The sequence below is a fragment of the Streptomyces sp. NPDC088706 genome (genome assembly GCF_044752765.1).
In the GTDB taxonomy this organism is placed as follows: domain Bacteria; phylum Actinomycetota; class Actinomycetes; order Streptomycetales; family Streptomycetaceae; genus Streptomyces.
The window spans coordinates 1-21515 of the sequence record NZ_JBIVLW010000012.1 but is presented as its reverse complement, the minus strand read 5'-3'; the positions used below and the strand labels follow the sequence as shown (position 1 = coordinate 21515).

Genomic DNA, 21515 nt, shown 5'->3' with positions numbered 1-21515 from the left:
AACAGTTTCGTTCGATGGGGACGGGACACCGGACCGGCGAACAGAAGCGTGAAGGAGGTCGGCACATGGCAGGCACCAGGCTGACGCCCGAGCGTGCGGGCGAGCTCTACGAGGCCGTTCTCGACCTGCTCCGCGAGGTCGGCTACGACGCCCTGACCATGGACGCCGTCGCCGCCCGCACCCGGTCGAGCAAGGCCACTCTCTACCGCCAGTGGGGCTCCAAGCCCGAACTGGTCGTCAAGGCACTGCGGCACAACAAGCCGGGGAGCCTCGCCGACATCGACACCGGCTCGCTGCGCGGTGACTTCCACACCGCGCTGAGCCGGACCGACGACTGCCAGATGGAGAAGGACGCCGCGCTGATGCGGGGTCTGAGCCATGCCGTCCACGAATATCCCGAGCTGCGGCAAGCCCTGCGCGAGCTGCTGATCGAACCGGAGATGACCGGACTCGACGAGCTGCTCCAGCGGGCGGTGGCGCGGGGTGAACTGCGCGCGGACAACCCGGCGCTGAAGTACATCCCGCACATGCTGGTCGGCGCGCTGGCCGCCCGGCAGCTGATCGAGGACCGTCCGGTCGACCAGGCGTTCCTCACCGGCTACGTGGACTCCGTGGTGCTCCCCGCCCTGGGGGTCTGACCGTCCCCGCCCCACCCGCACGGCCTCTCCCCAAGGCTCCACCCACCCGCACGGCCCTCTCCCCGCCGCTCCACCTGACACGCCGCTCTCGTCGTCGGGCTGGTTCCGCACGCCCATTCCACTCACGACCTGACCGGGAGTACGCCTCCGTGGCCACTTTCCTCTACAAGCTCGGACGGCTCGCCTTCCGGCGCCGCCGCTATGTCGCCCTCATCTGGGTGGCACTGCTGGCGCTCGCCGGATTCGGCGCGGCCTCCGCGTCCACCGCCACCTCCAGTTCCTTCTCCATCCCCGGTACGGAGGCGCAGCGCGCCTTCGACCTGCTGGAACAGCGCTTCCCCGGGGCCAGTGCCGACGGGGCCACCGCCCGGGTCGTCTTCAAGGCGCCCGATGGCGAGAAGGTGACCGACCCGGCCAACAAGGGCGAGATCTCGGGCATCGTCAAGGAGCTGAAGTCCGGCTCGGACCAGATCGCCTCGGTCGCCGACCCCTTCCAGGCCAAGGCCGTGAGCCAGGACGGTTCGACGGCGTACATCTCGGTCTCCTACAAGGTCAACTCCATGGAGCTGACCGACCGGACCACCGACGCCCTGAAGGACGCGGGCAAGGACGCGCAGAACAGCGGCATGAAGGTGGAGATCGGCGGTGACGCGCTCCAGGTCCTGCCGCACACCGGCGCCGCCGAGATCATCGGTGTCATCATCGCCGCCGTCGTCCTGGTCATCACCTTCGGCTCGCTGATAGCCGCCGGGCTGCCGCTGCTGACCGCCCTGATCGGGGTCGGTATCGGGGTCTCGCTCATCACCGCGCTGGCCAACGTGCTGGACCTCGGCTCGACCACCTCGACGCTCGCCATGATGATCGGCCTCGCGGTCGGCATCGACTACGCCCTCTTCATCGTCTCCCGCTACCGCGCCGAACTGGCCGAGGGCCGCGAGCGCGAGGAAGCCGCCGGACGGGCCGTCGGCACCGCCGGGTCCGCCGTCGTCTTCGCGGGACTGACCGTGGTCATCGCGCTGGTGGGCCTCGCCGTCGTCAACATCCCGATGCTGACGAAGATGGGCTTCGCCGCCGCCGGTACGGTCGCCATCGCCGTGGTCATCGCCCTCACCCTGGTCCCGGCCCTGCTGGGCTTCGCGGGCAAGCGGGTCATGGGCCGCAAGGCGCGCAAGGCCGCCGAGGCGGGCAACCGCCCCGAGGCCAAGCCGAACATGGGCACCCGCTGGGCGCGGTTCGTGCTGCGCAAGCCGGTCTGGGTCCTGCTGGTCGGTGTCCTCGGCCTCGGCGTCATCGCCGTACCGGCGGCGTCGCTGGAGATGGGCCTGCCGGACGACGGCGCCCAGCCGAAGTCGACCACGCAGCGCCAGGCGTACGACATGCTCTCCGACGGCTTCGGCCCCGGGTTCAACGGCCCGCTGATGGTCGTCATGGACGGCAAGGGCAGCTCCGACCCGAAGGCGGCGGCCGCGCGGGTCGCCGAGGAGATCGAGGGGGTCGGCGTCGTCGCTGTCACTCCGGCCCAGTTCAACAAGGCCGGTGACACCGCGATGATCACGGTCATCCCGAAGGACCGGCCGTCCTCCGTCGCCACGGAGGAGGTCGTCCACGACATCCGCGACGCCGGCAAGGGCATCAAGGCGGACACCGGCGCCGAGGTGCTGGTCACCGGGGCCACCGCGATGAACATCGACTTCTCGCAGAAGATGAACGACGCGCTGCTGCCCTACCTGGCGCTCGTCGTCGGCCTCGCGTTCCTGCTGCTGATGCTGGTCTTCCGCTCGATCCTCGTCCCGCTGAAGGCGGCCCTCGGCTTCCTGCTCTCGGTGGTCGCGGCCCTCGGCGCGGTCGTCGCGGTCTTCCAGTGGGGCTGGCTCGGTTCGCTCTTCGGGGTCGAGCAGACGGGTCCGATCATGAGCATGATGCCGATCTTCATGGTCGGTGTGGTCTTCGGTCTCGCGATGGACTACGAGGTCTTCCTCGTCACCCGGATGCGCGAGGCCTACGTCCACGGCGAGAGCCCCGGCCAGGCCGTCGTGACCGGCTTCAAGCACGGCGCACGGGTGGTCACGGCAGCGGCGGTGATCATGATGGCGGTCTTCGCCGGGTTCATCGGCTCCAGCGAGCAGATGATCAAGATGATCGGCTTCTCGCTCGCCATCGCCGTCCTCTTCGACGCGTTCGTGGTGCGGATGGCGATCGTGCCGGCCGTCCTGGCCCTGCTGGGCAAGCGGGCCTGGTGGCTGCCGCGCTGGCTGGACCGGGCGCTGCCCAACGTGGACGTGGAGGGCGAGAAGCTGCAGAAGCAGCTGAGCGACGAGCCCGCCGCCCCCGAGGGCGGAGACGGCGGCGAGCGCGAGCTCGTACGCGTCTGAGCCGGCCGGCCGTTCGGACCGGCTTGACAGGGGCTCCGTGAGCCGTTCGGGTCCCCCGTGAACCCCGGGGCCGCGTCTGAGCGGAGCGCGGCCCCGGAAGCGCCGGTTACCTGTGGGGACGGGGGACCGGGGCGCGGAGGAGGCCCCCGTGCGATGAGCGCGGGGGCCTTCCCCTTGCGCCCTGCGCAGGCCGGGACCGTCGGCTGCCGGATCGGGACAGTCCGGAGCGCCTTCGCGGGGGCGCCGTCGATGTATGTTGCCGGTCCGCGGATCAGCCGAGCGGCCGCCAGGGGCCGCCTGTGACGTCCTGCACGTAGGTGTTCTCGGCGCCGACGATCGCGCGCGCCGTCGTCGTCGTGTCCGTCGCGCCGAACGCGGTGAAGACGACGGGGCGCTTGCCGTGAGAGGCGCAGACCCGCACCAGGTCATGGCAGATCGTCGTGAACTTTGCCAGGTGGACCTCCTTGGCCCGGCCGCCGACGATGCCGAGCAGATGCTCCGACCAGATGTCGGGCTTCACCGGCGCGGACGCGAGGGCGATCTGGCCCGCGCCATTGGCGGCGTAGACGTTCGGATCCTGGCCACCGGCGGGTATACGGGCAAAGTCCGCCGCCCAGGTGGGGACCTGACCGGCACCGCGCCCCGGCCAGGCGCCCACCGTGGCGGCAGCGCTGTTCTCCAGATCGTCGCCGGTCTGGTTGATCTGCGCCCCTACGGCGCGTAGCTGGGTGAGCTTCTGGACGAGTTCCGCGTAGCTCGTGAACGTGTGTGGGTCGGCGCTCTTGATCCAGGTGGCCAGGATCCGGCCGTAGGAGCCGACCGTGATGCCGGCCTGGGTGAGAGCCTGCACGAGCAGGGGAATCTGCTGGCCGGGAGTGGAGGGGTTCGGCCCGCCGAACACCATGCCCCCAACGATGATCGTCATGTTCGCTCCGCTGTCGATTTCAGCTTCCCGCCAACAGTAAGAAGACGCCGAGGGCCGCCGCGGAACGTTTGTCCCGCTTTTCGCGCACACGAGCTGCCCCGACGTCCTCCCTTGCGGGCAACCGGCCATGTGTCGCGGTCTGTTATCACTGGAACGCACCTGCCCATCCCCTGAAGAGGACTGCACTGTGGACGAGACGGTCACTGGAGCACTGGAGGCGCTGGGTGTCACCAGCGCCACCGCCAAGCAATGGCGGGACACTCTGCGCCAGGTGCATGAGGAGACCCAGCGTGCGGAGTCGCCGGACGACTGGAACGCCTTCACCCAACGGTTGACCTATGGGGTGGAATACGCCGGTCTGCCGATGGAGAGCGCCCAGCGGTTCCTGGAGTTCGCGGCACAGACCTACGGCGTGGGGCTGGTCGAGCACGTGGTGATGCTCACCGACGAGGAGTTCGGCAACTACTGCGCCTACGCCGGATGGCAACGGCTGATCACCGAGCACGGGGCCGATTGGGCGGCCTACGACGGATCGCCGGAGCACTGGGCGTACTTCCGGGATCAGTTCTACACCCAGGCCTACGCCCTGGACCCGCAGGTGTACGCGATGCTCCATGAGCAGCTGCATCCGTACGAGGAGGCGCCGCCGCTGGAGCGCTACTACGCCCTCCAGGCTCTCGGTCTGCCGGTGAACCCTTCCGCCGCCGAATCGGCCGTGTTCGCCGAACCGGCCGTGCCCGCGGCGCTCGACGGTCCCGGCTCGTTCGACGAGATGACCGTGGAGGACATCGAGCAGATGATCCTCGCCCACGCGTAGTCCGGTTTTCCGCGCGTGATCGCGGGGACGGGGCACCGCCTCCCGGGACGGAATGTCCCCGTGCCGGAGAAGGGGCACGGGGACATTCCTTCTGCGGTGTTCGCCTCTCAGCCGCGAGCAGGCTGAGCGCCCCGCTCCGGGCGGGTGGCGGCGGCAGTGGCGGTGGTTCGGGACGGCCGCTTCTCCGCGGCCCCGTCCGACGGGGTGGCCTCCGCCGGGGCCTGCGCGCGGGTGCGGGCCAGGAAGCGGATCAGCGTCCTGACCTCGAACTGGAACACCTCGACCTCGTCCGTCGAGTGCAGCTCCACGATCAGCTGCGTACGGCCGCAGGGCCAGACGCGGACGGCCCCGCGTTCGATCGGGGCGCGCAGGCCGCGTTCCAGGAGGTCGCGGCCGAAGGCCCAGTCGGTGCCGTCTGGCAGTCCTATGTGGACGGTGCGCCGTTCGTCGGCCGGGTCGTAGCGCAGCTCGACGGGGACCGGGCGGGTCAGGGGGCCATCGGTGATGAGCCGGGCACGCGCGTGTTCTTCGATCACAGGGGACATGGGCCGGCTCCTCCTATATGTGTCGTTCTGCCCTCTAATGTCCCATATTTTGCGGAAGTGGCACGGTGAGCGCCTGCCCACCGTGACGCTGGGTGCACCCGTGACCCGGGTATGCGTCTCAGCTGCCGGACTCCCGCTCTTGCGCACGGTTCGCAAGAGGGCACTATTATTGATGGGTTCACGACCCCGCCCGCAGACCGCGTCCACGCGGACGCGGACACCGTGCGGAACCGCAGGAAGCGGAGCCTCCCCATGCATGTACCCGATGGTTTCATCGATGCACCTGTCTCCGTCGCCGCCGGGGTGTTCGCCGCCGGTGCGGTCGCCGTCAGTCTCCGGGGCGCGCGCCGCGAACTGGACGAGCGCACCGCACCGCTCGCCGGTCTGGTGGCCGCCTTCATCTTCGCCGTACAGATGCTGAACTTCCCGGTGGCCGCCGGCACCAGCGGCCACCTGATGGGAGGGGCGCTGGCCGCGATCCTTGTCGGGCCGTACACGGCGGTGCTCTGCCTGGCGGTGGTGCTGCTGATGCAGGGCATCTTCTTCGCGGACGGCGGCCTCACCGCCCTCGGCGTGAACATCACCGTCATGGGCGTGGTCACCGTCGTCGTCGCGTACGGCCTGTTCCGGCTGCTCACCGGCGTCCTGCCGCGCACCCGGCGGTCCGCGACCGCCTCGGCGTTCGTCGCCGCGCTGGTCTCCGTGCCCGCATCGGCCGCCGCGTTCACCCTCCTCTACTGGATCGGCGGCACCACCGACATCCCGATCGGCAAGGTGCTCACGGCCATGGTCGGCGTCCACGTCCTGATCGGCATCGGCGAGGCGGTGATCACCGCGCTGACCGTCGGTGCCGTCCTCGCCGTACGCCCCGACCTCGTCCACGGCGTCCAGGGCCTCGCCGCCCCCCTCAAGCTGCGGGTCGACGGTGAACTGGTCGACGCCCCGGCCGCCCCCCGCGAGCCGGAGCCCGCCGCCGCCCGGTCCACCCGCGGGTTCTGGATCACCGGCCTGGTCTCCGCCTTCCTGCTCGCGGGGTTCGTCTCCTTCTACGCCTCCGCCGACCCCGACGGCCTGGAGCGGGTCGCCGCCGACCAGGGCATCGACGAGAAGGTGCGGGAGCACGGCGCGGCCGACTCCCCGCTCGCCGACTACGGGGTGGGGGACATCACCCACGCCCGGCTCTCCGGCGGCCTCGCCGGGGTGATCGGCGTCAGCGCCACCGTCGTCGTGGGCACCGGCGTCTTCTGGGTGGTACGCCGCCGCGACGAGGACGGGGCGAGCGGGCCCCGGACGGACACCCGCGACCGCGAGAACGCCTGACGGGGCGGCGGACCGACAGGGAAGCGCACCGACATGGGAACGGGCCACGCGCACAAGCTCTACCGGCACGGCCACTCGCCGGTCCACCGGCTGCCCCCGCACTGCAAACTGGCCGCCGTCTTCTGCTTCGTGCTCGTGGTGGTCTCCACCCCGCGCGAGGCGGTGTGGGCCTTCGGCCTGTACGCGGCACTCCTCGCCGCCGTCGCGGCGCTCGCCCGCATCCCTGCGGGCTTCCTGTTGAAACGGCTGGTCATCGAGGTGCCGTTCGTCGCGTTCGCGCTGCTCATGCCGTTCGTGGTGCCGGGCGAGCAGACCACCGTGCTCGGCCTCTCCGTCAGCGTCCCCGGCCTCTGGGGCGCCTGGAACGTGCTGGCCAAGGCCACCCTCGGGGTCGCCGCCTCGGTGCTCCTGGCCTCCACCACCGAACTGCGCGCCGTGCTGCTCGGCCTCCAGCGGCTGAAGCTGCCCCCGCTGCTCGTCCAGATCGCCTCGTTCATGATCCGGTACGGGGACGTCATCACCGACGAGATGCGGCGCATGTCGATCGCCCGCCGCTCGCGGGGGTTCGAGGCGCGCGGCGTACGGCAGTGGGGCGTCCTGGCCACCTCGATGGGCGCCCTGTTCATCCGCTCCTACGAACGGGGCGAACGCGTCCACCTCGCCATGGTCAGCCGGGGCTACGCCGGCACGATGCCGGTGATCGACGAGGTGGCGGCGACCCGTGCCCAGTGGGCGTACGCGGCGGCCCTCCCCGTACTCGCCCTCGCGGTCTGTCTGCTGGGATGGACCCTGTGACTTCCTCCCCCGCGGCCCAGGCGCCGCCCTCGCTCGACGTCAGCGGCCTCGCCTACGCCTACCCCGACGGCCACCAGGCCCTCTTCGGGGTGAACCTGACCGTGGGGCGCGGCGAACGCGTCGCGGTCCTCGGCCCCAACGGTGCGGGCAAGACCACCCTCGTCCTGCACCTCAACGGCATCCTGGAGGCGGGCTCCGGCACGGTACGGGTCGCCGGGCTTCCGGTGGCCAAGCGGAACCTCGCGGAGATCCGCCGCCGTGTGGGCATCGTCTTCCAGGACCCGGACGACCAGCTGTTCATGCCCACGGTCCGTGAGGACGTCGCGTTCGGCCCCGCGTCGGCCGGCCTGCGCGGCCCCGAGCTGGAGGAGCGGGTGCTGCGCGCGCTGAAGCAGGTGGGGATGGCGGAGTACGTGGGCCGCCCGCCGCACCACCTCTCCTTCGGCCAGCGTCGCCGCGTCGCCGTGGCCACCGTCCTTGCGATGGAGCCGGAGATCCTCGTCCTGGACGAACCCTCCTCCAACCTGGACCCGGCCTCCCGCCGCGAACTGGCCGACATCCTGCGCTCGTTGGACGTCACGGTGCTGATGGTCACCCATGACCTGCCGTACGCCCTGGAGCTCTGCCCGCGCGCGGTGGTCCTCAGCGAGGGCGTCATCGCCGCCGACGGACGGACACAGGACCTCCTGTGCGACGAGGAGTTGATGCGCTCGCACCGGCTGGAGCTGCCGTTCGGCTTCGACCCGCGCTCGGTCACCGTCCCCTCCCCGTGACAGCCACCGTCCCCTCCCCGTGAGGCCGCCGTTCCATCCCCGTAAACAGATCGTGACAGTGCGGTGGTGACACCGACCCGCTCCCCGCGCACCCCGCCCGGCCGTGCACCATGGGGGGATGAGTGGGAGCGCGGGCGCGGGCACATCGGCGGGTACCGGGACAGGCGTGGACGTGGGAGTGGACGTACGGGGCACGGTGGCGCCCGGGTTCGAACCGGTCCGGGACGCCTTCGTCCGCAACTTCGAGCAGCGCGGCGAACGCGGCGCGGCCGTCGCCGTCTACCGGGACGGGCGCAAGGTCGTCGACCTGTGGGCCGGTACGAGAGACGTGGACGGCACCGAACCGTGGGCCGTCGACACCGTCCAGATCGTGCGCTCGGCGGGCAAGGGCATCGCCGCCGCCGTCCCGCTGCTGCTCCACCAGCGCGGGCAGGTGGACCTGGACGCCCCGGTCTCCACGTACTGGCCGGAGTTCAAGGCGAACGGCAAGGAGCGCGTCCTGGTCCGCGACCTCCTGGCCCACCGCGCCGGGTTGCCCGCCCTGGACCGCGCCCTCACCCCGGCCGAGGCCGCCGACGGGGTCTCCGGCCCCGGAGCCGTCGCGGCCCAGCGCCCCGAGTGGGAGCCGGGCACCGACCACGGCTACCACGCGCAGACGTACAGCTGGCTCATCGGCGAACTGGTCCGCCGCGCCACCGGCCGCACCATCGGCCGTTGGGTCGCGGAGGAGATCGCCCGCCCGCTCGGCCTGGACTTCTGGTTCGGGCTCCCGGCGGACGAGGCCCACCGCATCGGCCGGATCGGCCCGGTGGAGCCCCCGGCCCCGGCCGAGGCCTCCGGCGCCCTGCGGGTACGCCCCAAGCGGTCGGTGGTCGAGGCCTACCGCGACCCGGACTCGCTCACCCGGCGGGCGTTCGGTGCGATCGACCCGTACCCCGACGAGAACGACACCGCCTACCGTACGGCGGAACTCCCCGCCTCCAACGGGATCGCCACCGCCCGGGGCCTGGCCCACTGCTACGCCGCGATGATCGGCCCGGTCGACGGCCACCGCCGCCTCTTCGCCCCCGCGACCCTCACGCTGGCCCGCACCGAGGAGTCGGCCGGGCCCGACCGGGTCCTCGTCGTCAACACCCGCTTCGGCCTCGGCTACATGTTGCACGGCCCGGCGGCGCCCCTGCTGGGCCCCGGCTCCTTCGGCCACCCCGGCCGGGGCGGCTCCCTCGGCTTCGCCGACCCGGAATCGGGCGTCGCGCTCGGCTACGTCACCAACGGCCTCCAGAAGGGAATCACCGCCGACCCCCGTGCCCAGGCCCTGGTCAGGGCAGTACGGTCGGCGCTATGACACGAGCCCGCTTTGATGGTTACAGCGTCCTGATCACCGCGGCCGGCCAGGGCATCGGCGCGGCAACGGCCCACCGCCTGGCGGCGGAGGGCGCCTCGGTCCTCGTCACCGACCTGGACGCGAAGCGCGCGTCCGACACGGCGGCGGCGATACGCGAGGCGGGCGGCACGGCCGACTCCCTGGCCTGCGACGTGGCCGACCGGACGGCGGTGGAAGCGGCCGTGGCGTACGCGGTCGATACCTTCGGCCGCCTGGACGTCCTGGTCAACAACGCCTATGCGGCGGGCCAGGACACCCCGCTCTTCGAGGACGAGTCGGACGAGATCTGGGAACGCGACCTCGACATCACCCTCTCGGGCCCGTTCCGTTGCGCCCGCGCCGCGCTGCCGCACCTGGTGGCCTCGGGCCGGGGCGCGATCGTCACCATCGGCTCGGTCAACGGCGAGCAGGACTTCGGCGGCCACGCGTACAGCGCGGCCAAGGCGGGCCTGACCAGCCTGACCCGTACGCTGGCGGGCCACGCGGGCCCGCGCGGCGTACGGGTCAACCTGGTGGCCCCCGGCACGATCCGCACCGACGCCTGGTCGGGCCGCGACGCCGAGTTGGAGCGCGCCGCCGCGCTCTACCCGCTCGGCCGGGTCGGCACCCCCGAGGACATCGCGTCCGCGGTCGCCTTCCTCGCCTCCTCCGACGCGTCGTGGATCACGGGGACGACGCTGCGGGTGGACGGCGGAATCCTGGCGGTGAACACGGGCTTCCGCCAGGCGATGGCGCAGCCGTAATTCCCTGGCCGGGCGCCGCACACCGCCCTACCCTCCCCGCATGATCATCACGCACGACCACACCGACAAGGCGGGCCGCCCCGTCGACCTCCACGCGGTGGACGCGGACAACTGGCGGGCGGTCGCCGACTGCGCCCCCCGCGACGACCAGCGCGACTGGGTCCCGGCCCTGGCCGCCCGCTACCTCGTCCTGACGGCCCGCGAGGACACCTGGAACTCCCTGGCGGTCCTGGCCGGCGACGAGGTGACCGGCCACATCATGTGGGCACGGGACGAGGACGGTTCGTACTGGATAGGCGGCATGCTGATCGACGCCGCCCACCAGGGCCGGGGCATCGGCGCAGCCGCCGTACGCACGCTGGCGACGTGGCTGTCGGCCCGGGAGGGCTGCACGGCCGTCCGCCTCTCCTACGCCCCGTCCAACGAGGCCGCCGCCCACCTCTACGCCTCACTCGGCTTCCGCCCGACGGGGGTGGAGGAGGACGGGGAGGTGGTGGCGGAGTGGGCGGGATGAGGGCCGTGGGAGGCCCCGGCGCCCGCGTGCTTCGCGGGGGAGTGCTCGCGTCTGCGCGCGCTCCCTGTACTGATTCCGCGCGCTCTATTTTGCCGACAGTACTCCGGGCCGCCTCTCGCCCTCGCCTACGTCGACTGCCGCCCCGGAAAGTTCCACCGCCTGGACGACTTGATCGGACTGCTGGCGCCGGGCGGTCTTTACGTCGTCGACGACCTGTTGCCGCAGCCCACCTGGCCCAGCGGCCACCAGGCGCGCGTCGACGACTTTCTCGCACACCTGTCCGAACATCCCAACTTGCTTGGAACGGCCGCAACATGGGCATCAGGGCTTCTCGTCGGAACCCGTATCTGACGGCCTATCGTGAACCGCATGTCCGCTGATCTGATCCGCATCGTGTCCCGTGACTCGCCCATGGCGCTCGCGCAGGTGGAGCGCGTCCGCGCAGAACTGGCCGTGCTCCACCCCGGCACCCGTACGGAGGTCGTCCCGGTCAGGACGACGGGCGACAAGTGGATGGGCGACCTCAGCGCGGTGGAGGGCAAGGGCGCGTTCACCAAGGAGGTGGACGCCGCCCTCCTGGCCGGGGAGGCGGACCTGGCGGTGCACTGCGTCAAGGACATCCCGGCGGACAGGCCCCTGCCCGCCGGCACGGCCTTCGCCGCCTTCCTCCGGCGCGACGACATCCGCGACGCACTGATCCACCCCGGCGGCCTGCACCTCGATGGGCTTCCCCCCGGGACGCGAATCGGGACGTCGTCCGTACGCCGTACCGCCCAGCTCGCCGCATCGCACCCGCACCTCCTCTGCGTACCGATGCGCGGCAACGCCAATCGGCGCCTGGAGAAGCTCGCCGCAGGCGAGGCCGACGCACTCCTCCTGGCCGCCTCCGGACTGGAGCGCATCGGCCGCCCCGACGTGATCACCGAGATCTTGTCGCCCGAGGTGATGTGCCCGCCGATCGGTGCGGGGGTCCTCGCCCTCCAGTGCCGCGAGGGCGACACCGACCTCATCGACGCCGTGAGCGGGCTCGGCGACCTGGCCGCACACCGCGAGACGACCGCCGAGAGAATGTTCCTGCACGTGCTGCAAGGGCACTGCAACAGCCCCATCGCCGGGTACGCCCAGGTGGAACGGAACGGCGACCTGTCGCTCCGGGCCAAGGTCTTCACCCCCGACGGCAAGACCGTCCTCAACGCCCACGAATGGGCGGGAGCGCTCGACCCGGCCACCCTGGGTACGTCCGTCGCGGTCAGCCTGCTGCGCCAGGGGGCCAGGGAGCTGATCGACGGCATCGCCCACTGACGGCCTGCCTGGCCGTAGTCGTCGGTGGCACCGTCGGGCACGGCGCTTACTGCTCAGGGCTCAACATCATCAGCAGCTCAGGGTCGGGGACGGGGACGAACCCGATCTTCGCGTACAGCTCGTGGGCGTCGACCGTGGCGAGCATGGTCCGCTTGAGTCCGTACGGCGCGAGGTGGTCGCGGACGGCGGTCGCCAGCCGTATGCCGAGGCTACGGCCCCGGTGCGCGGGTGCCACATAGACATCGCAGAGCCAGGCGAAGGTCGCCCGGTCCGTGACGACGCGGGCGTAGGCGACCTGGGCCCCATCGGGGCCGTAGACGCCGAAGTTGAGCGACCCGAGGATGGACCGCTCGACGGTGTCGCGCGTGCGGCCGAGCGCCCAGAAGGCGTCCGTGGAGAGCCAGTGGTGCACGAGGCCGACGTCGAGCCGGCCGGGATCGGTGTCGATCTCGTACCCGTCGTCCCCCTGGTTCGTGTTCGTGTTTTCGCTGGGCGCAGTGGTGGTCATGGGCTGGGAGCGTAGTCGCGGCGCGGGCGACTGGGCTCCATGGACTCAGGCCTTGCCGCGCTGCTGGGCGCCGCCGTCGGTTCCGTCGCCACCCTCGGGGCCGCGATCGTCAACGGCCGTGCTCAGGCACGGTCCCAGCACGCCCAAGGGAGCCGCCAGCACCGCCGCGACGCCTACGCCCGGTACCTCAGCGCTCTCCATGACCGCGACATCGCCATGGACGCCGTCCTCGACGCGCTGCGCTCGGACCGACCCGATCTGCCCGACCTCGACGAGAAGAGGGGCCGCTTCGTCGCCCTGGCCCGCGAGGTCCACCGCGCCTGCGAGATCGTCATCCTCGAAGGGCCGGAATCCGTCGCGGACGCCGCAGAACGCGTCACGGGTGCCTCCAGCGATCTCGCACACGTCATGCGGCGGATGGCCGAGAACGCCCGCGCGGGGGACATCACCGACACGGCCGAGGACATGGCCTTGGCCGCCGAACGGGAGCGAACCCTCTACCAGGCGGTCAAGGACTTCCGCCTCGCGGCTCGCAGCACGCTCGGGCAGGCCGACTGACGTCACGCTCAGGCGGCGGCTTGGGTGGGTCGGTGTTCGGTTCGGCAGTCGCGGCAGTGGCCGGGCGTGGGGGCGCGGAAGGCGCGTTCGCAGCCGTCGCAGGTCTGGAAGGGGGTGACGGCGACGCGTGGGCGGGTGGGCGGTGCGGCGAGGTCCTGGGCGCCGGGTAGGGGCGGGGGGAGGAGAGCGGTGAGGCGGTGCCTGAGGAGCTTGGCGGGGTGCCTGAGGGGCTGGGGTGGATCGGTGGTGAGGGTGCGGCGGATGGTGTCCGGGTGGGCGTCGCGTTCGAGCCAGGCCACGACTGCGGGGGCGAGTTGCTGGATGTTGCCTTCGGAGAGCGTGAACTCCGGTGCGTGGCGGCGGAGATCGGCCAGGAGAGCCGTGGCGGTGCGGTGCAGGTCCGGGGTGAGCTCACGGGGCTGGGGGAGGGGCCGGGGCGGCGGCTTGGGCGCGGTCGCGGGAGGGACGAGCCGGACGAAGAGGGGGGCGGCCGGCTCTGGCTCTGGTGGGGGCGTGGTGGCGTAGGGGGGCGTGGTTGTGGGGGAGGGCGCTACGGACTCGGGCGCGGGCGTGGGGGGCGGGACCGGGTCCGGGACCGGGTCCGGCGGAGGCGCGGGCGCCAGGACCTCCCGTACGGGGGGCGGAAGTTGCTGCGGAATCACCGCTCGGGACCGTGACAGGGCGGCGGGCTGGTTGCAGAACACCGTGCGGGTGACGATACGGCCGTTCGGCAGCCGGGTGCGGGCTCGTTGGAGGTAGCCGTGGGCTTCCAGTTCGCGCAGGGCGGCGGCGATGAGTTTCTCGCCTTCGGGGAAGCGGGCGGCGAGCGCCTTGATGCCGACCTCGGTGCCTTGGGGCAGTGACTGGATGCGTACGGCGAAGCCGACGGCGGTCGTGCTCAGGCCCGGGTGCTGGGCGAGGTCGTTGCCGACGACGGTGAAGCGGTCGGTGTGTCGGATGACGATGTGGATCACGCCGGAGGTGGGGAGAGGTCCGGGAACCTCTGCCAGGGCGCGCAGGAGGGCAGTATTGTGCTGGGTATCCATCGGGAAGGTGCTTTCTTCCTTGGTGGTCAGGCCCTCGATCGGGATGTGGAGTCCCGGCCGGGGGCCGACGTATGTCTGGTGTCTGGTGGCGTGAGCATATGCCTGCCAACCGGTACGAAATCCAGCTGAGTTGGCAAACCTCACCCGTGTGGGTGACGCGCCCCCGGGATGCGTCAGGTGTCGGACGGGTTGGGTGGGGTGGGGTTATTTCTCTTGGTTCTTTGAGTAGTTGATGTCCCGCGTCACCGCGTCGCGGTCGCGCACGATCCGGTGGGCGGGTTGCGCGGGGCACCGGATCGCGCCGCCGCACGACCCGGTCGGGACCGTCACCGTACGAGGTCGATCTCGGCCCATACGGTCTTGCGCGGTACGGGCCCGGAGGTGACACCCCAGCGATCCGCCAGGCCCTCCACGATGAGGAGCCCGCGCCCGTGCTCCGCGTAGTCGTCGGCGAGTGCTGTGACGGCACCCGGGCCGGGCGGGACGCTGTCGCCCCGGGTGTCGGTGACCTCGATCCGCAGCGTCTGTCCGGTGACAGCGAGGCTGAGTTGGAAGTCCCGCCCCTGTACGCGGCCGTGGACCGAGGCGTTCGCCGCCAGCTCGGCGACGATGTGTGCCGCCGACTCCGAGGGGAGCCCCCAGGCGCCGAGATGGGCGACGGTGAGCAGCCGGGCGAGCCGGGCGCCTCGGCGGGTGGGGGAGAGCAGGACGGTGAAGGCGCGGTTGGTGGAGGGGGGTTGGGTGCGGGAGATCTCCTGATTCATGTCACTCAGCGTGGCCATCTCTGCGTACCGTGAACAGTGACGGAGTCCTTGCGTACCGTGAGTGTCTGGGCTTGTCCCGTGTTGTCTTGGCTGTCTGGCGTGACGTGCCGGGAACGGTCGCGGTTGGGGGAGAAGATCCGGGACTTGGCGAGGCTGGAGGCCAGGGCGGTGGAGCTTGCCGCGTACGGCAGCCATAATTTGCACGGTCTGTTGCAGACGGAGGAGTACGCCAAGGCGCTCCTCGGTACGCGGCGCCCCGTTCTGCCCCCGGATGAGCTGGAGCGCGCTCTGGCCTGGCGCATGGCCAGGCACTCCATCTTCGAGCGGCTGCCCGTCCCCGAGCTCAGTTTCGTGCAGGAGGAAGCCTCACTGATCCGTCCGATCGGAGGGGTGGCGGTGTGGCGTCGACAACTCGAAAACCTCCTCCGGCTGGGCGAGCTGCCTTTCGTGGACATCCAGGTGATGCCGACCTCCCGGTGGGATCACCCCGGAACGGGTGGGCGGATTCACGTGCTGAAGTTCGCCGACGGCTCGGCCGTGGGGCGGGCGGATGACGAGTTCGCGGGCAGGCCAATCTCGCATCCGAAGCAACTCCGTATCCTTGAGCTGCGGTACGGCATCACTCAGGCTCGGGCTCTCACACCGGAGGAGTCCCGGGCCTTCATCGAGCAAGTGCTGGGAGAGACATGACCTACAGCCCCTCTGCCGGGGAAGCGCCTGAGCTGCGGTGGTTCAAGAGCAGCTACAGCGACAGCAGCAACCCCAATGACTGCGTGGAGGTCGCTACCGCCCCGGGCGCCGTCCACGTGCGCGACTCCAAGAACGCCCACGGCCCCCGTCTCTCCCTCGCCCCCACCGCGTGGGGCGGATTCGTCTCGTACGCCGCCGGACGCTGATCCCAGGCCGCCTCAGCTCGTGTGCAGCATCAGCCCGATGCCCACCACCATCAGCCCCGCCGCCGCGATCCTCGGCGCCCCGAAGCGCTCCTTGAAGAACAGCGTGCCGATCGCCGCGCCCACGATGATCGACGACTCCCGCAGCGCCGCGATCGGGGCGAGCGGGGCCCTGGTCTGGGCCCAGAGGACGAGCCCGTAGGCGACCACCGACAAGGCGGCGCCGAGTAGGCCCCGGGCCGCGAACGGGCGGAGCTGGGGCGCCAGCTCGCTGCGGCGGCGGTAGTACGCGTACGCCGGGATCGCCAGGCCTTCAAGGATCATCAGCCAGGCGATGTAGCCGAGCGGGGTCCCCGAGGCGCGGACCCCGACGCCGTCGACCGTGGTGTACCCGGCGATGGCCAGGCCCGTGCCGAGGGCCGCCACGATCGCGGGCCGGTGCGGGCGCTTGTCGGAGCCCCGGATGCCCCACAGGGCCAGGCCGACCAGCCCGGCGGAGGCGACCGCGACGCCCGCCGTCGCCCAGGCGTCCGGGCGCTCGCCGACGAAGACGGCCGCCAGGACGGTCACGACCAGGGGGGCCGTGCCTCGGGCGATCGGGTACATCTGGCCGAAGTCGCCGAGCGTGAAGGACCGCATCAGCAGCAGCATGTACGCGACGTGCAGCGCGGCCGAGACGAGGAGGTACGGCCAGGCCCCCGCCGCCGGGAGCGGGGCGAACAGGGCCAGCACGGCGCCGATGAGCAGGCCGCCGCCGGAGATCAGGGTGAAGGACAGGAGCTGGTCCTTGATCGCGTGGGCGATGGCGTTCCAGCTCGCGTGCGTTATCGCGGCGACGAGGACCGCGAGGGCGACCAGCGGGGTCACGTGGCGGGCCCGCGCACATCCGCGACGGTTGCGCCCGCGTGTGCGATCAACGTCTTCGGGGCGAGCGGGAACACCGTGTGCGGGGTGCCCGCCGCCGTACGGGTCGCGTCCGGGAAGCGGCGCACCTCGATCTGGAGGCCCATCGCGGCCGGCGCCTCGGCGATTTGGGGGTGGGCGTGCGAGACGGGTGCGGCCGGCGTGGTTCCGGGGGTCTCGGATGTGCTCATGGCTGCACGCTAGCGGTCGTTGTAGGGGGCACGCGAGGGGGTTCCACGTGCCGGAGCCGCGACCCTTCCCGTGCGCCCCCGCGCCCTTTCGCCGGGTCATCCGGCCAATCCCCGGCCGTCTCCGGCCGGAAGTGGCGCATGCGGATCACTCCTCCCCGCCACCGCGCGACAGTAGGAGGGTGATATGTGCAGGAAAGTGCGACAAGGGGGAAATAATGTTGCGCATCCACTTCACCGCCCAGGACCTGGAGTACGTCCGCATCGCCCGGGGTCCGGACCCGCTGTGGGAGATCATGTGCAGCGTCTGCCGGCTCCAGAACGATGAGGGCCGGATCGCGTTCGGGCCGTGGCGGCGGGCGGTGGCACCCCGGCTGCGAGGGGGCGGGGCCGGCGGAGGGGCGGGGGCGGACCGCGCGGTCGCGCTGGCACTGCGGAGCCTGATGCCGTACGGCCCGTACATCCCCGATTTCCTGACCCCCGCGGTGGACGGCGGCAACGTCGACCTGCGGCAGAGCGTGGACCGGGTGCTGGCGACGCCCCGGAGCCGCCTGCGGCGGGAGTTGACGCTGCTCACGGAGTCGGTGGCGAGGGTGCCGGGGTTCGCGGGGCCGGGCCCGGGAGCGGGGCCGGGGGGTGCGGCACGTGTGCGGCCGTTCGCGGCGGAGCAGCTCGCGCGGGGCGACGCGGGGGCGCTCCGGGCGCTCGGGGGGCTGCTCACGGCGTACGACGCGGCGTTCGTCGCCCCGTACCGGCCGTGGATCGACGCGGCGGTGGCCTCGGACGTCGCCTGGCGCTCCCGGCAACTCGCGGCGGGCGGCACCCGCGCGCTGCTGGAGACGTTCCGCCCGATGGCCCGGTGGAGCCCGCCCGTACTGGAGGTGACGTACCCGGTCGAGCGGGACCTGCACCTGGCGGGGCGGGGCCTGCTCCTGGTGCCGTCGTACTTCTGCTGGCGCAAGCCGATCACCCTGTTCGACGGGGAGCTGCTGCCGGTGCTGGTCTACCCGGTGGAGAAGCCGGTCCACCTCCCTCCCGCCGCCCCCGGCACCTCGCTCGCCCGGCTGCTGGGGCCGACGCGCGCCGCGCTCCTGTACGAGGTGACGGCGCGCGGCTGCGCCACGACGTCCGAACTGGCCCTGGCCGTGGGCTGTTCGCTGCCCAACACCAGCCAGCAGCTGGCGATCCTGCGCGAGGCGGGTCTCGCGGCCGGCCGCAGGGAGGGCCGGTGCGTGCTGCACCACCCCACGCCGCTGGGGCGGCGCCTGCTGGAGACGACGGGAGCGGCCGGTGGCCAACTGATGAGGGCGGCGCCGGGCGGGGGTCCGGTGGAGGCGACCGTGGCCGACGCCTGAGCGGAACCACGACGGTTTCACCCTGATGAAAGGGTGCGGCGCGAGCGGCCGTGCCCCTGCCACGCTTCTGCCATCCGGCCGGTCGGCCCCGCGGAGGGAACGCCGCGGGGCCACCGTCCGGACGACCGGAATCACCCGTCCCACAGGGGAGCGCCGGGCCCAGGGGCCCGGGGCAGGGAGGAACGACATGCGCAGTTTCGTACGAGCGGCAGTGACGCTCATGTTCACGGCGGGGGCCGTGCTGGCGACGGGAGCGGGGGCGCAGGCCGGCGCGTCCGACACCCGGGACGCCCAGGACGCCTACGCGGGATGCTCGTCCGGGCACGTCTGCATCTACCCGGGCGCGTCCTGGAACGACAACCGGCCGGAGGCGACGTACTTCCGGTACGACGTCTACAACCTCGACAACCAGACCGGCATCCACCGGGTGTTCAACAACCAGACCGGCGGGGCGACCGTGCAGCTGTGCACGGGGTACAACGGGGTGGGCTGCGGCGAGAAGATGCCCACGTGGACGTACTGGGACGTGAACCTGACCCCGATCAACTCGATCAGGCTCGCGCCCTAGCCCCCCCAGGGGCCGCCTTACCCGGATGACCAGGGACGAGGGTACTTCTGCCTCGCCCCTGGTCGATCCGCCTCAGTACCGCAGCGCGACGGAGATCCGCTGACAACGCCTCTGCGGGGAGGGTGAGTGCAGCGATGGCAGGGTCTTCGCCGTCGATGCGGATACGCGCGGGACCTCTCGGGAGGCGTACGCGCGGCCGACGACGGCAGGGGCGCGCGTCGCTCCTGCCGGCGCGCCCCTCCCCGTACGCGGTCGCCGCCGGCCTCATCCTCCCGCGCGCAGCACCTCGGCCACCACCGGGCCCGCCGCGTCGCCGCCGTGCCCGCCGGTCTGGACGACCGCCGCGGCGGCGAGGTCGTTGCTGAAACCGGTGAACCAGCTGTTCGAGGCCGCTTGGCCGTCGACCTCGGCCGAACCGGTCTTGGCACCCTTGTCGCCACCCACCGGAGCCATGGACGTGGCACCCGTACCCCAGGCCGCCGTGGCGCGCATCATCGTCTTGAGCTGCTGGACGACGGAGGGGGACAGTGAGCGCGAGGCGCGGGCAAGCTGCCGGTCGTCCAGGGACTGCGGGACGATCACCGGCTGCCGGAAGGTGCCGGTGATGGCGGTGGCGGTGATGGAAGCCATGTTGAGGGCGTTCATCTGGACGGTGCCCTGCCCGATGTACTGGGCGGCGGCGACGCCGCCCACCTCCTCCGGCACGCTGCCGTCGGTGGAGACGACACCGGTCTTCCAGTCCAGGCCGATCCCGAAGACGTCCCGGGCCTCCTCGGCGAGCGCGGAGTCGTCCTTCACGTCGTCGATCAGCTTGATGAAGGCGGTGTTGCAGGAGCGGGCGAAGCTCTGGGTGAAGGTGGAGCCGTCGGGCAGCGAGAAGTACTTCAGGTTGCGGAACGAAGTGCCCTGATACATCACGCCCTTGGGGCACTCCGTCGCCCCGTCCGCGGTGACCAGGCCCTTCTCCAGCAGCAGGGCGGCCGTGACGATCTTCAGCGTGGACCCGGGCGCCTGCTTGCCCTGCATCGCCACGTTGAACTCGGTCGCCGGGTTGTTGGCCACCGCGCGGATCGCCCCGGTGGACGGCTTCACGGCGACCACCGACGCCTGCCCGAACTTTCGCACCGCCCGCTCGGCCGCCGCCTGGACGCCCGCGTCGAGTGTGGTCTGCACCTTGCCGGGCTTGCCCTTGGCGAGGGTCAGCAGGCTGATGTCGGCCTGCCCGTCCTCGGCGGACTCGATCCAGGTCTCGATACCGGGCGAACCGCCGGACGTCTTGCCGTACTTCTGGCGCAGCGTGTCCAGGATGGGTCCGAGCGAGGGGTACTTCTCCTTGGTGAGTACGGTGCCGTCGCGGTCGACCGCCTCGATCCGCGCGGTCGACGACTCACCCGTCCTGAGCGTCGCACCCTCGGTCAACTGCGGGTGTACGACGGTGGGGTCCCAGTCGACCAGGGCCTTCCCGGTCGTCAGCCCGCGCACCACGGTGAGCTCGGAGGCGTACGAGAGGGGCTTGGACTTCCCCTGGTACGAGACGGTGCCCCTGACGGTGTACGGCACCTTCGTACCCACCGCCGGCCCCGGGGTGATCTTCACGTTGCCGATGCGGGCGGCCTCGCCGAACGAGGTGAGTACGGGCTCCGCGCCGGCCTCGTTGTCGGTGAGGAGGGCAGCGCTCGCGGCGTCCCCCGCCGCCCAGGCATCGAAGAACCCCTTCGACGTCCCGGCGATCTCCTCCGCGCTGGGCGGCCCGGTCCTCACCTCGGGCGTCGCCTTCCGGGAGGTGACACCGCCGGCTCCTCCCCCCTCGCTCCCGAGCACGTTGTATGCCCCGTAGCCGATCCCGCCGGCCACCAGGACGAACACTCCGCCGACCACGGCGACCTTCGCTCCACTGCGCATCCGTGCAGTCCCCCTCCCCAGGAGCGCCCCCGAACACGTTCAGGGGACAACTGTGAGGAACCCTAAAGGGCTGCCGCGCAGCGTGAGGGCGTTGTTATCGGACCGGAATGCTTGGCTGGAAAGCGCTCTCTGACGTGAGCGGTGGCCGACCCCCCGTGGCCTGGGCCCCGTACGGCCCTGCTGTTCCTGACGGTGCCGGTGGTGGCGCAAAGGGGCTCGCGGGCGGCCTGGGAACAAATTTTCGCCGCGGTGAGTGAACTCGGTATTGCCGGGCACTAGGACCAACGCAACGAGGTCCTGGCGACATTCGGAGCCGGGACGTACCGGTGGGGTGCACTGAGGCCGTTGTGAAGTGTAGGCGTGAAAGCGCCTAAAACCGGACTTGACGATGGGAACTGAAAATGATCATCCTTGGACTTATCCTGCTTATCATCGGTCTGCTCGTCGGCATGGGGCTGCTGACGACGATCGGCGGAATCCTCATCCTCGTGGGCGCCATCCTGTGGATCCTGGGCGCGACCGGCCGCGCGGTCGGTGGACGCAAGCACTTCTTCTAAGCAGTACGGTCAGGAACTCTGCCGCGTGAGCGGAATCCGGTAACTGCGGGCGGGGCGCCGCGCATTTTGTGCGCGGGGCCCCCCCCCGGGGCGCCCCCCGGGGAGCGGGGGTCCGGGCCCGGGCGGGGCGGAAATGCGTATACCC

At 71.5% G+C, this 21515-nt stretch carries 24 protein-coding genes and 1 pseudogene; 17 read left to right on the top strand and 8 right to left on the bottom strand.

The window, feature by feature from the left end:
- Positions 1-65 precede the first annotated feature (65 nt).
- Entirely contained in the window at positions 66-638 is a 573-nt protein-coding gene (locus ACIQAK_RS23850) for a TetR/AcrR family transcriptional regulator (protein WP_366391149.1), read from the top strand.
- 149 nt (positions 639-787) lie between these two features.
- Positions 788-3010, top strand: a complete 2223-nt coding sequence (locus ACIQAK_RS23845) for an MMPL family transporter (protein ID WP_366391148.1) — start codon at positions 788-790, stop codon at positions 3008-3010.
- A gap of 271 nt (positions 3011-3281) precedes the next feature.
- Here the strand turns inward: ACIQAK_RS23845 and ACIQAK_RS23840 are convergent, their stop codons facing one another.
- Positions 3282-3935, bottom strand: coding sequence for a hypothetical protein (locus ACIQAK_RS23840; protein ID WP_366391147.1), 654 nt, complete (start codon positions 3933-3935; stop codon positions 3282-3284).
- A 187-nt stretch (positions 3936-4122) separates the two neighbouring features.
- On the opposite strand from ACIQAK_RS23840, the gene ACIQAK_RS23835 reads away from it, so the two are divergent.
- Entirely contained in the window at positions 4123-4752 is a 630-nt protein-coding gene (locus tag ACIQAK_RS23835; protein ID WP_366391146.1) for a hypothetical protein, read from the top strand.
- Between the two features lie 107 nt (positions 4753-4859).
- Here ACIQAK_RS23835 and ACIQAK_RS23830 read toward each other — a convergent pair whose 3' ends face one another.
- Positions 4860-5297, bottom strand: a complete 438-nt coding sequence (locus tag ACIQAK_RS23830) for an SsgA family sporulation/cell division regulator (protein ID WP_366391145.1) — start codon at positions 5295-5297, stop codon at positions 4860-4862.
- A gap of 252 nt (positions 5298-5549) precedes the next feature.
- Here ACIQAK_RS23830 and ACIQAK_RS23825 point away from each other — a divergent pair, with 252 nt between their 5' ends.
- The 8 genes from ACIQAK_RS23825 to hemC all read left to right on the top strand — a co-directional run bounded on the left by ACIQAK_RS23825 (position 5550) and on the right by hemC (position 12128).
- Positions 5550-6617, top strand: a complete 1068-nt coding sequence (locus ACIQAK_RS23825; RefSeq protein ID WP_366391144.1) for an energy-coupling factor ABC transporter permease — start codon at positions 5550-5552, stop codon at positions 6615-6617.
- A 33-nt stretch (positions 6618-6650) separates the two neighbouring features.
- A complete protein-coding gene (gene cbiQ, locus ACIQAK_RS23820; RefSeq protein WP_366391143.1) occupies positions 6651-7412 on the top strand; it encodes a cobalt ECF transporter T component CbiQ in 762 nt (253 codons plus the stop codon).
- The gene (locus ACIQAK_RS23815; protein ID WP_366391142.1) at positions 7400-8185 is read left to right on the top strand and encodes an ABC transporter ATP-binding protein; all 786 of its coding nucleotides are present in this window, start codon (positions 7400-7402) and stop codon (positions 8183-8185) included. Before cbiQ ends, ACIQAK_RS23815 begins: the two co-directional genes overlap by 13 nt.
- A gap of 178 nt (positions 8186-8363) precedes the next feature.
- Positions 8364-9530, top strand: coding sequence for a serine hydrolase domain-containing protein (locus ACIQAK_RS23810; RefSeq protein ID WP_366391278.1), 1167 nt, complete (start codon positions 8364-8366; stop codon positions 9528-9530).
- Positions 9527-10312, top strand: a complete 786-nt coding sequence (locus tag ACIQAK_RS23805; RefSeq protein ID WP_366391141.1) for an SDR family NAD(P)-dependent oxidoreductase — start codon at positions 9527-9529, stop codon at positions 10310-10312. Before ACIQAK_RS23810 ends, ACIQAK_RS23805 begins: the two co-directional genes overlap by 4 nt.
- A gap of 40 nt (positions 10313-10352) precedes the next feature.
- The gene (locus tag ACIQAK_RS23800; protein WP_366391140.1) at positions 10353-10826 is read left to right on the top strand and encodes a GNAT family N-acetyltransferase; all 474 of its coding nucleotides are present in this window, start codon (positions 10353-10355) and stop codon (positions 10824-10826) included.
- Between the two features lie 168 nt (positions 10827-10994).
- Positions 10995-11177: a hypothetical protein gene (locus ACIQAK_RS23795; RefSeq protein ID WP_401848880.1), complete on the top strand. Its 183-nt coding sequence runs from the start codon at positions 10995-10997 to the stop codon at positions 11175-11177.
- An 18-nt stretch (positions 11178-11195) separates the two neighbouring features.
- Positions 11196-12128, top strand: coding sequence for a hydroxymethylbilane synthase (gene hemC / locus ACIQAK_RS23790; protein ID WP_366391139.1), 933 nt, complete (start codon positions 11196-11198; stop codon positions 12126-12128).
- A gap of 46 nt (positions 12129-12174) precedes the next feature.
- Here the strand turns inward: hemC and ACIQAK_RS23785 are convergent, their stop codons facing one another.
- On the bottom strand, positions 12175-12636 hold the full coding sequence (locus ACIQAK_RS23785; RefSeq protein ID WP_366391138.1) for a GNAT family N-acetyltransferase: 462 nt from the start codon (positions 12634-12636) through the stop codon (positions 12175-12177).
- Positions 12637-12675: 39 nt separating this feature from the next.
- On the opposite strand from ACIQAK_RS23785, the gene ACIQAK_RS23780 reads away from it, so the two are divergent.
- A complete protein-coding gene (locus ACIQAK_RS23780; protein ID WP_366391137.1) occupies positions 12676-13194 on the top strand; it encodes a proline dehydrogenase in 519 nt (172 codons plus the stop codon).
- Positions 13195-13202: 8 nt separating this feature from the next.
- Here ACIQAK_RS23780 and ACIQAK_RS23775 read toward each other — a convergent pair whose 3' ends face one another.
- Complete coding sequence (locus tag ACIQAK_RS23775; RefSeq protein WP_366391136.1) at positions 13203-14240, bottom strand: hypothetical protein; 1038 nt, start codon at positions 14238-14240, stop codon at positions 13203-13205.
- 326 nt (positions 14241-14566) lie between these two features.
- Entirely contained in the window at positions 14567-15004 is a 438-nt protein-coding gene (locus ACIQAK_RS23770) for an ATP-binding protein (RefSeq protein ID WP_366391277.1), read from the bottom strand.
- 120 nt (positions 15005-15124) lie between these two features.
- On the opposite strand from ACIQAK_RS23770, the pseudogene ACIQAK_RS23765 reads away from it, so the two are divergent.
- Both ACIQAK_RS23765 and ACIQAK_RS23760 read left to right on the top strand, forming a co-directional pair.
- Positions 15125-15694 (top strand): annotated as a pseudogene (locus ACIQAK_RS23765) (DUF5753 domain-containing protein); the annotation flags it as partial.
- The gene (locus ACIQAK_RS23760; protein WP_366391135.1) at positions 15691-15900 is read left to right on the top strand and encodes a DUF397 domain-containing protein; all 210 of its coding nucleotides are present in this window, start codon (positions 15691-15693) and stop codon (positions 15898-15900) included. The pseudogene ACIQAK_RS23765 and the gene ACIQAK_RS23760, both read left to right, overlap by 4 nt.
- Positions 15901-15912: 12 nt before the next feature.
- Here ACIQAK_RS23760 and ACIQAK_RS23755 read toward each other — a convergent pair whose 3' ends face one another.
- Both ACIQAK_RS23755 and ACIQAK_RS23750 read right to left on the bottom strand, forming a co-directional pair.
- Positions 15913-16764 carry a DMT family transporter gene (locus tag ACIQAK_RS23755; RefSeq protein ID WP_366391134.1) on the bottom strand — a complete coding sequence of 284 codons (852 nt, stop codon included), beginning with the start codon at positions 16762-16764 and terminating at the stop codon, positions 15913-15915.
- Positions 16761-16991, bottom strand: a complete 231-nt coding sequence (locus tag ACIQAK_RS23750) for a hypothetical protein (protein ID WP_366391133.1) — start codon at positions 16989-16991, stop codon at positions 16761-16763. The genes ACIQAK_RS23755 and ACIQAK_RS23750 overlap by 4 nt, the downstream gene beginning before the upstream one ends.
- 215 nt (positions 16992-17206) lie before the next feature.
- On the opposite strand from ACIQAK_RS23750, the gene ACIQAK_RS23745 reads away from it, so the two are divergent.
- Together ACIQAK_RS23745 and ACIQAK_RS23740 are read left to right on the top strand one after the other, a co-directional pair.
- Positions 17207-18343, top strand: a complete 1137-nt coding sequence (locus ACIQAK_RS23745) for a helix-turn-helix domain-containing protein (RefSeq protein ID WP_366391132.1) — start codon at positions 17207-17209, stop codon at positions 18341-18343.
- A gap of 187 nt (positions 18344-18530) precedes the next feature.
- Positions 18531-18911, top strand: a complete 381-nt coding sequence (locus ACIQAK_RS23740) for a hypothetical protein (RefSeq protein WP_366391131.1) — start codon at positions 18531-18533, stop codon at positions 18909-18911.
- Between the two features lie 264 nt (positions 18912-19175).
- Here the strand turns inward: ACIQAK_RS23740 and ACIQAK_RS23735 are convergent, their stop codons facing one another.
- Positions 19176-20813 (bottom strand): penicillin-binding transpeptidase domain-containing protein, encoded by a 1638-nt coding sequence (locus tag ACIQAK_RS23735; protein ID WP_366391130.1) that lies wholly within the window; start codon positions 20811-20813, stop codon positions 19176-19178.
- Positions 20814-21214: 401 nt separating this feature from the next.
- Here ACIQAK_RS23735 and ACIQAK_RS23730 point away from each other — a divergent pair, with 401 nt between their 5' ends.
- The gene (locus ACIQAK_RS23730; RefSeq protein ID WP_010059700.1) at positions 21215-21370 is read left to right on the top strand and encodes a hypothetical protein; all 156 of its coding nucleotides are present in this window, start codon (positions 21215-21217) and stop codon (positions 21368-21370) included.
- Positions 21371-21515 lie beyond the last annotated feature (145 nt).

What these genes read in the sequence shown, in the direction of transcription:
- hemC (WP_366391139.1), top strand. Translation starts at nt 11,196, where the DNA reads ATGTCCGCTGATCTGATCCGCATCGTGTCCCGTGACTCGCCCATGGCG.
- ACIQAK_RS23770 (WP_366391277.1), bottom strand. Translation starts at nt 15,004, where the DNA reads ATGAATCAGGAGATCTCCCGCACCCAACCCCCCTCCACCAACCGCGCC.
- ACIQAK_RS23730 (WP_010059700.1), top strand. Translation starts at nt 21,215, where the DNA reads ATGATCATCCTTGGACTTATCCTGCTTATCATCGGTCTGCTCGTCGGC.
- cbiQ (WP_366391143.1), top strand. Translation starts at nt 6,651, where the DNA reads ATGGGAACGGGCCACGCGCACAAGCTCTACCGGCACGGCCACTCGCCG.
- ACIQAK_RS23740 (WP_366391131.1), top strand. Translation starts at nt 18,531, where the DNA reads ATGCGCAGTTTCGTACGAGCGGCAGTGACGCTCATGTTCACGGCGGGG.
- ACIQAK_RS23750 (WP_366391133.1), bottom strand. Translation starts at nt 16,991, where the DNA reads ATGAGCACATCCGAGACCCCCGGAACCACGCCGGCCGCACCCGTCTCG.
- ACIQAK_RS23830 (WP_366391145.1), bottom strand. Translation starts at nt 5,297, where the DNA reads ATGTCCCCTGTGATCGAAGAACACGCGCGTGCCCGGCTCATCACCGAT.
- ACIQAK_RS23800 (WP_366391140.1), top strand. Translation starts at nt 10,353, where the DNA reads ATGATCATCACGCACGACCACACCGACAAGGCGGGCCGCCCCGTCGAC.
- ACIQAK_RS23785 (WP_366391138.1), bottom strand. Translation starts at nt 12,636, where the DNA reads ATGACCACCACTGCGCCCAGCGAAAACACGAACACGAACCAGGGGGAC.
- ACIQAK_RS23840 (WP_366391147.1), bottom strand. Translation starts at nt 3,935, where the DNA reads ATGACGATCATCGTTGGGGGCATGGTGTTCGGCGGGCCGAACCCCTCC.
- ACIQAK_RS23815 (WP_366391142.1), top strand. Translation starts at nt 7,400, where the DNA reads ATGGACCCTGTGACTTCCTCCCCCGCGGCCCAGGCGCCGCCCTCGCTC.
- ACIQAK_RS23825 (WP_366391144.1), top strand. Translation starts at nt 5,550, where the DNA reads ATGCATGTACCCGATGGTTTCATCGATGCACCTGTCTCCGTCGCCGCC.
- ACIQAK_RS23745 (WP_366391132.1), top strand. Translation starts at nt 17,207, where the DNA reads ATGTTGCGCATCCACTTCACCGCCCAGGACCTGGAGTACGTCCGCATC.
- ACIQAK_RS23780 (WP_366391137.1), top strand. Translation starts at nt 12,676, where the DNA reads ATGGACTCAGGCCTTGCCGCGCTGCTGGGCGCCGCCGTCGGTTCCGTC.
- ACIQAK_RS23760 (WP_366391135.1), top strand. Translation starts at nt 15,691, where the DNA reads ATGACCTACAGCCCCTCTGCCGGGGAAGCGCCTGAGCTGCGGTGGTTC.
- ACIQAK_RS23805 (WP_366391141.1), top strand. Translation starts at nt 9,527, where the DNA reads ATGACACGAGCCCGCTTTGATGGTTACAGCGTCCTGATCACCGCGGCC.
- ACIQAK_RS23850 (WP_366391149.1), top strand. Translation starts at nt 66, where the DNA reads ATGGCAGGCACCAGGCTGACGCCCGAGCGTGCGGGCGAGCTCTACGAG.
- ACIQAK_RS23775 (WP_366391136.1), bottom strand. Translation starts at nt 14,240, where the DNA reads ATGGATACCCAGCACAATACTGCCCTCCTGCGCGCCCTGGCAGAGGTT.
- ACIQAK_RS23735 (WP_366391130.1), bottom strand. Translation starts at nt 20,813, where the DNA reads ATGCGCAGTGGAGCGAAGGTCGCCGTGGTCGGCGGAGTGTTCGTCCTG.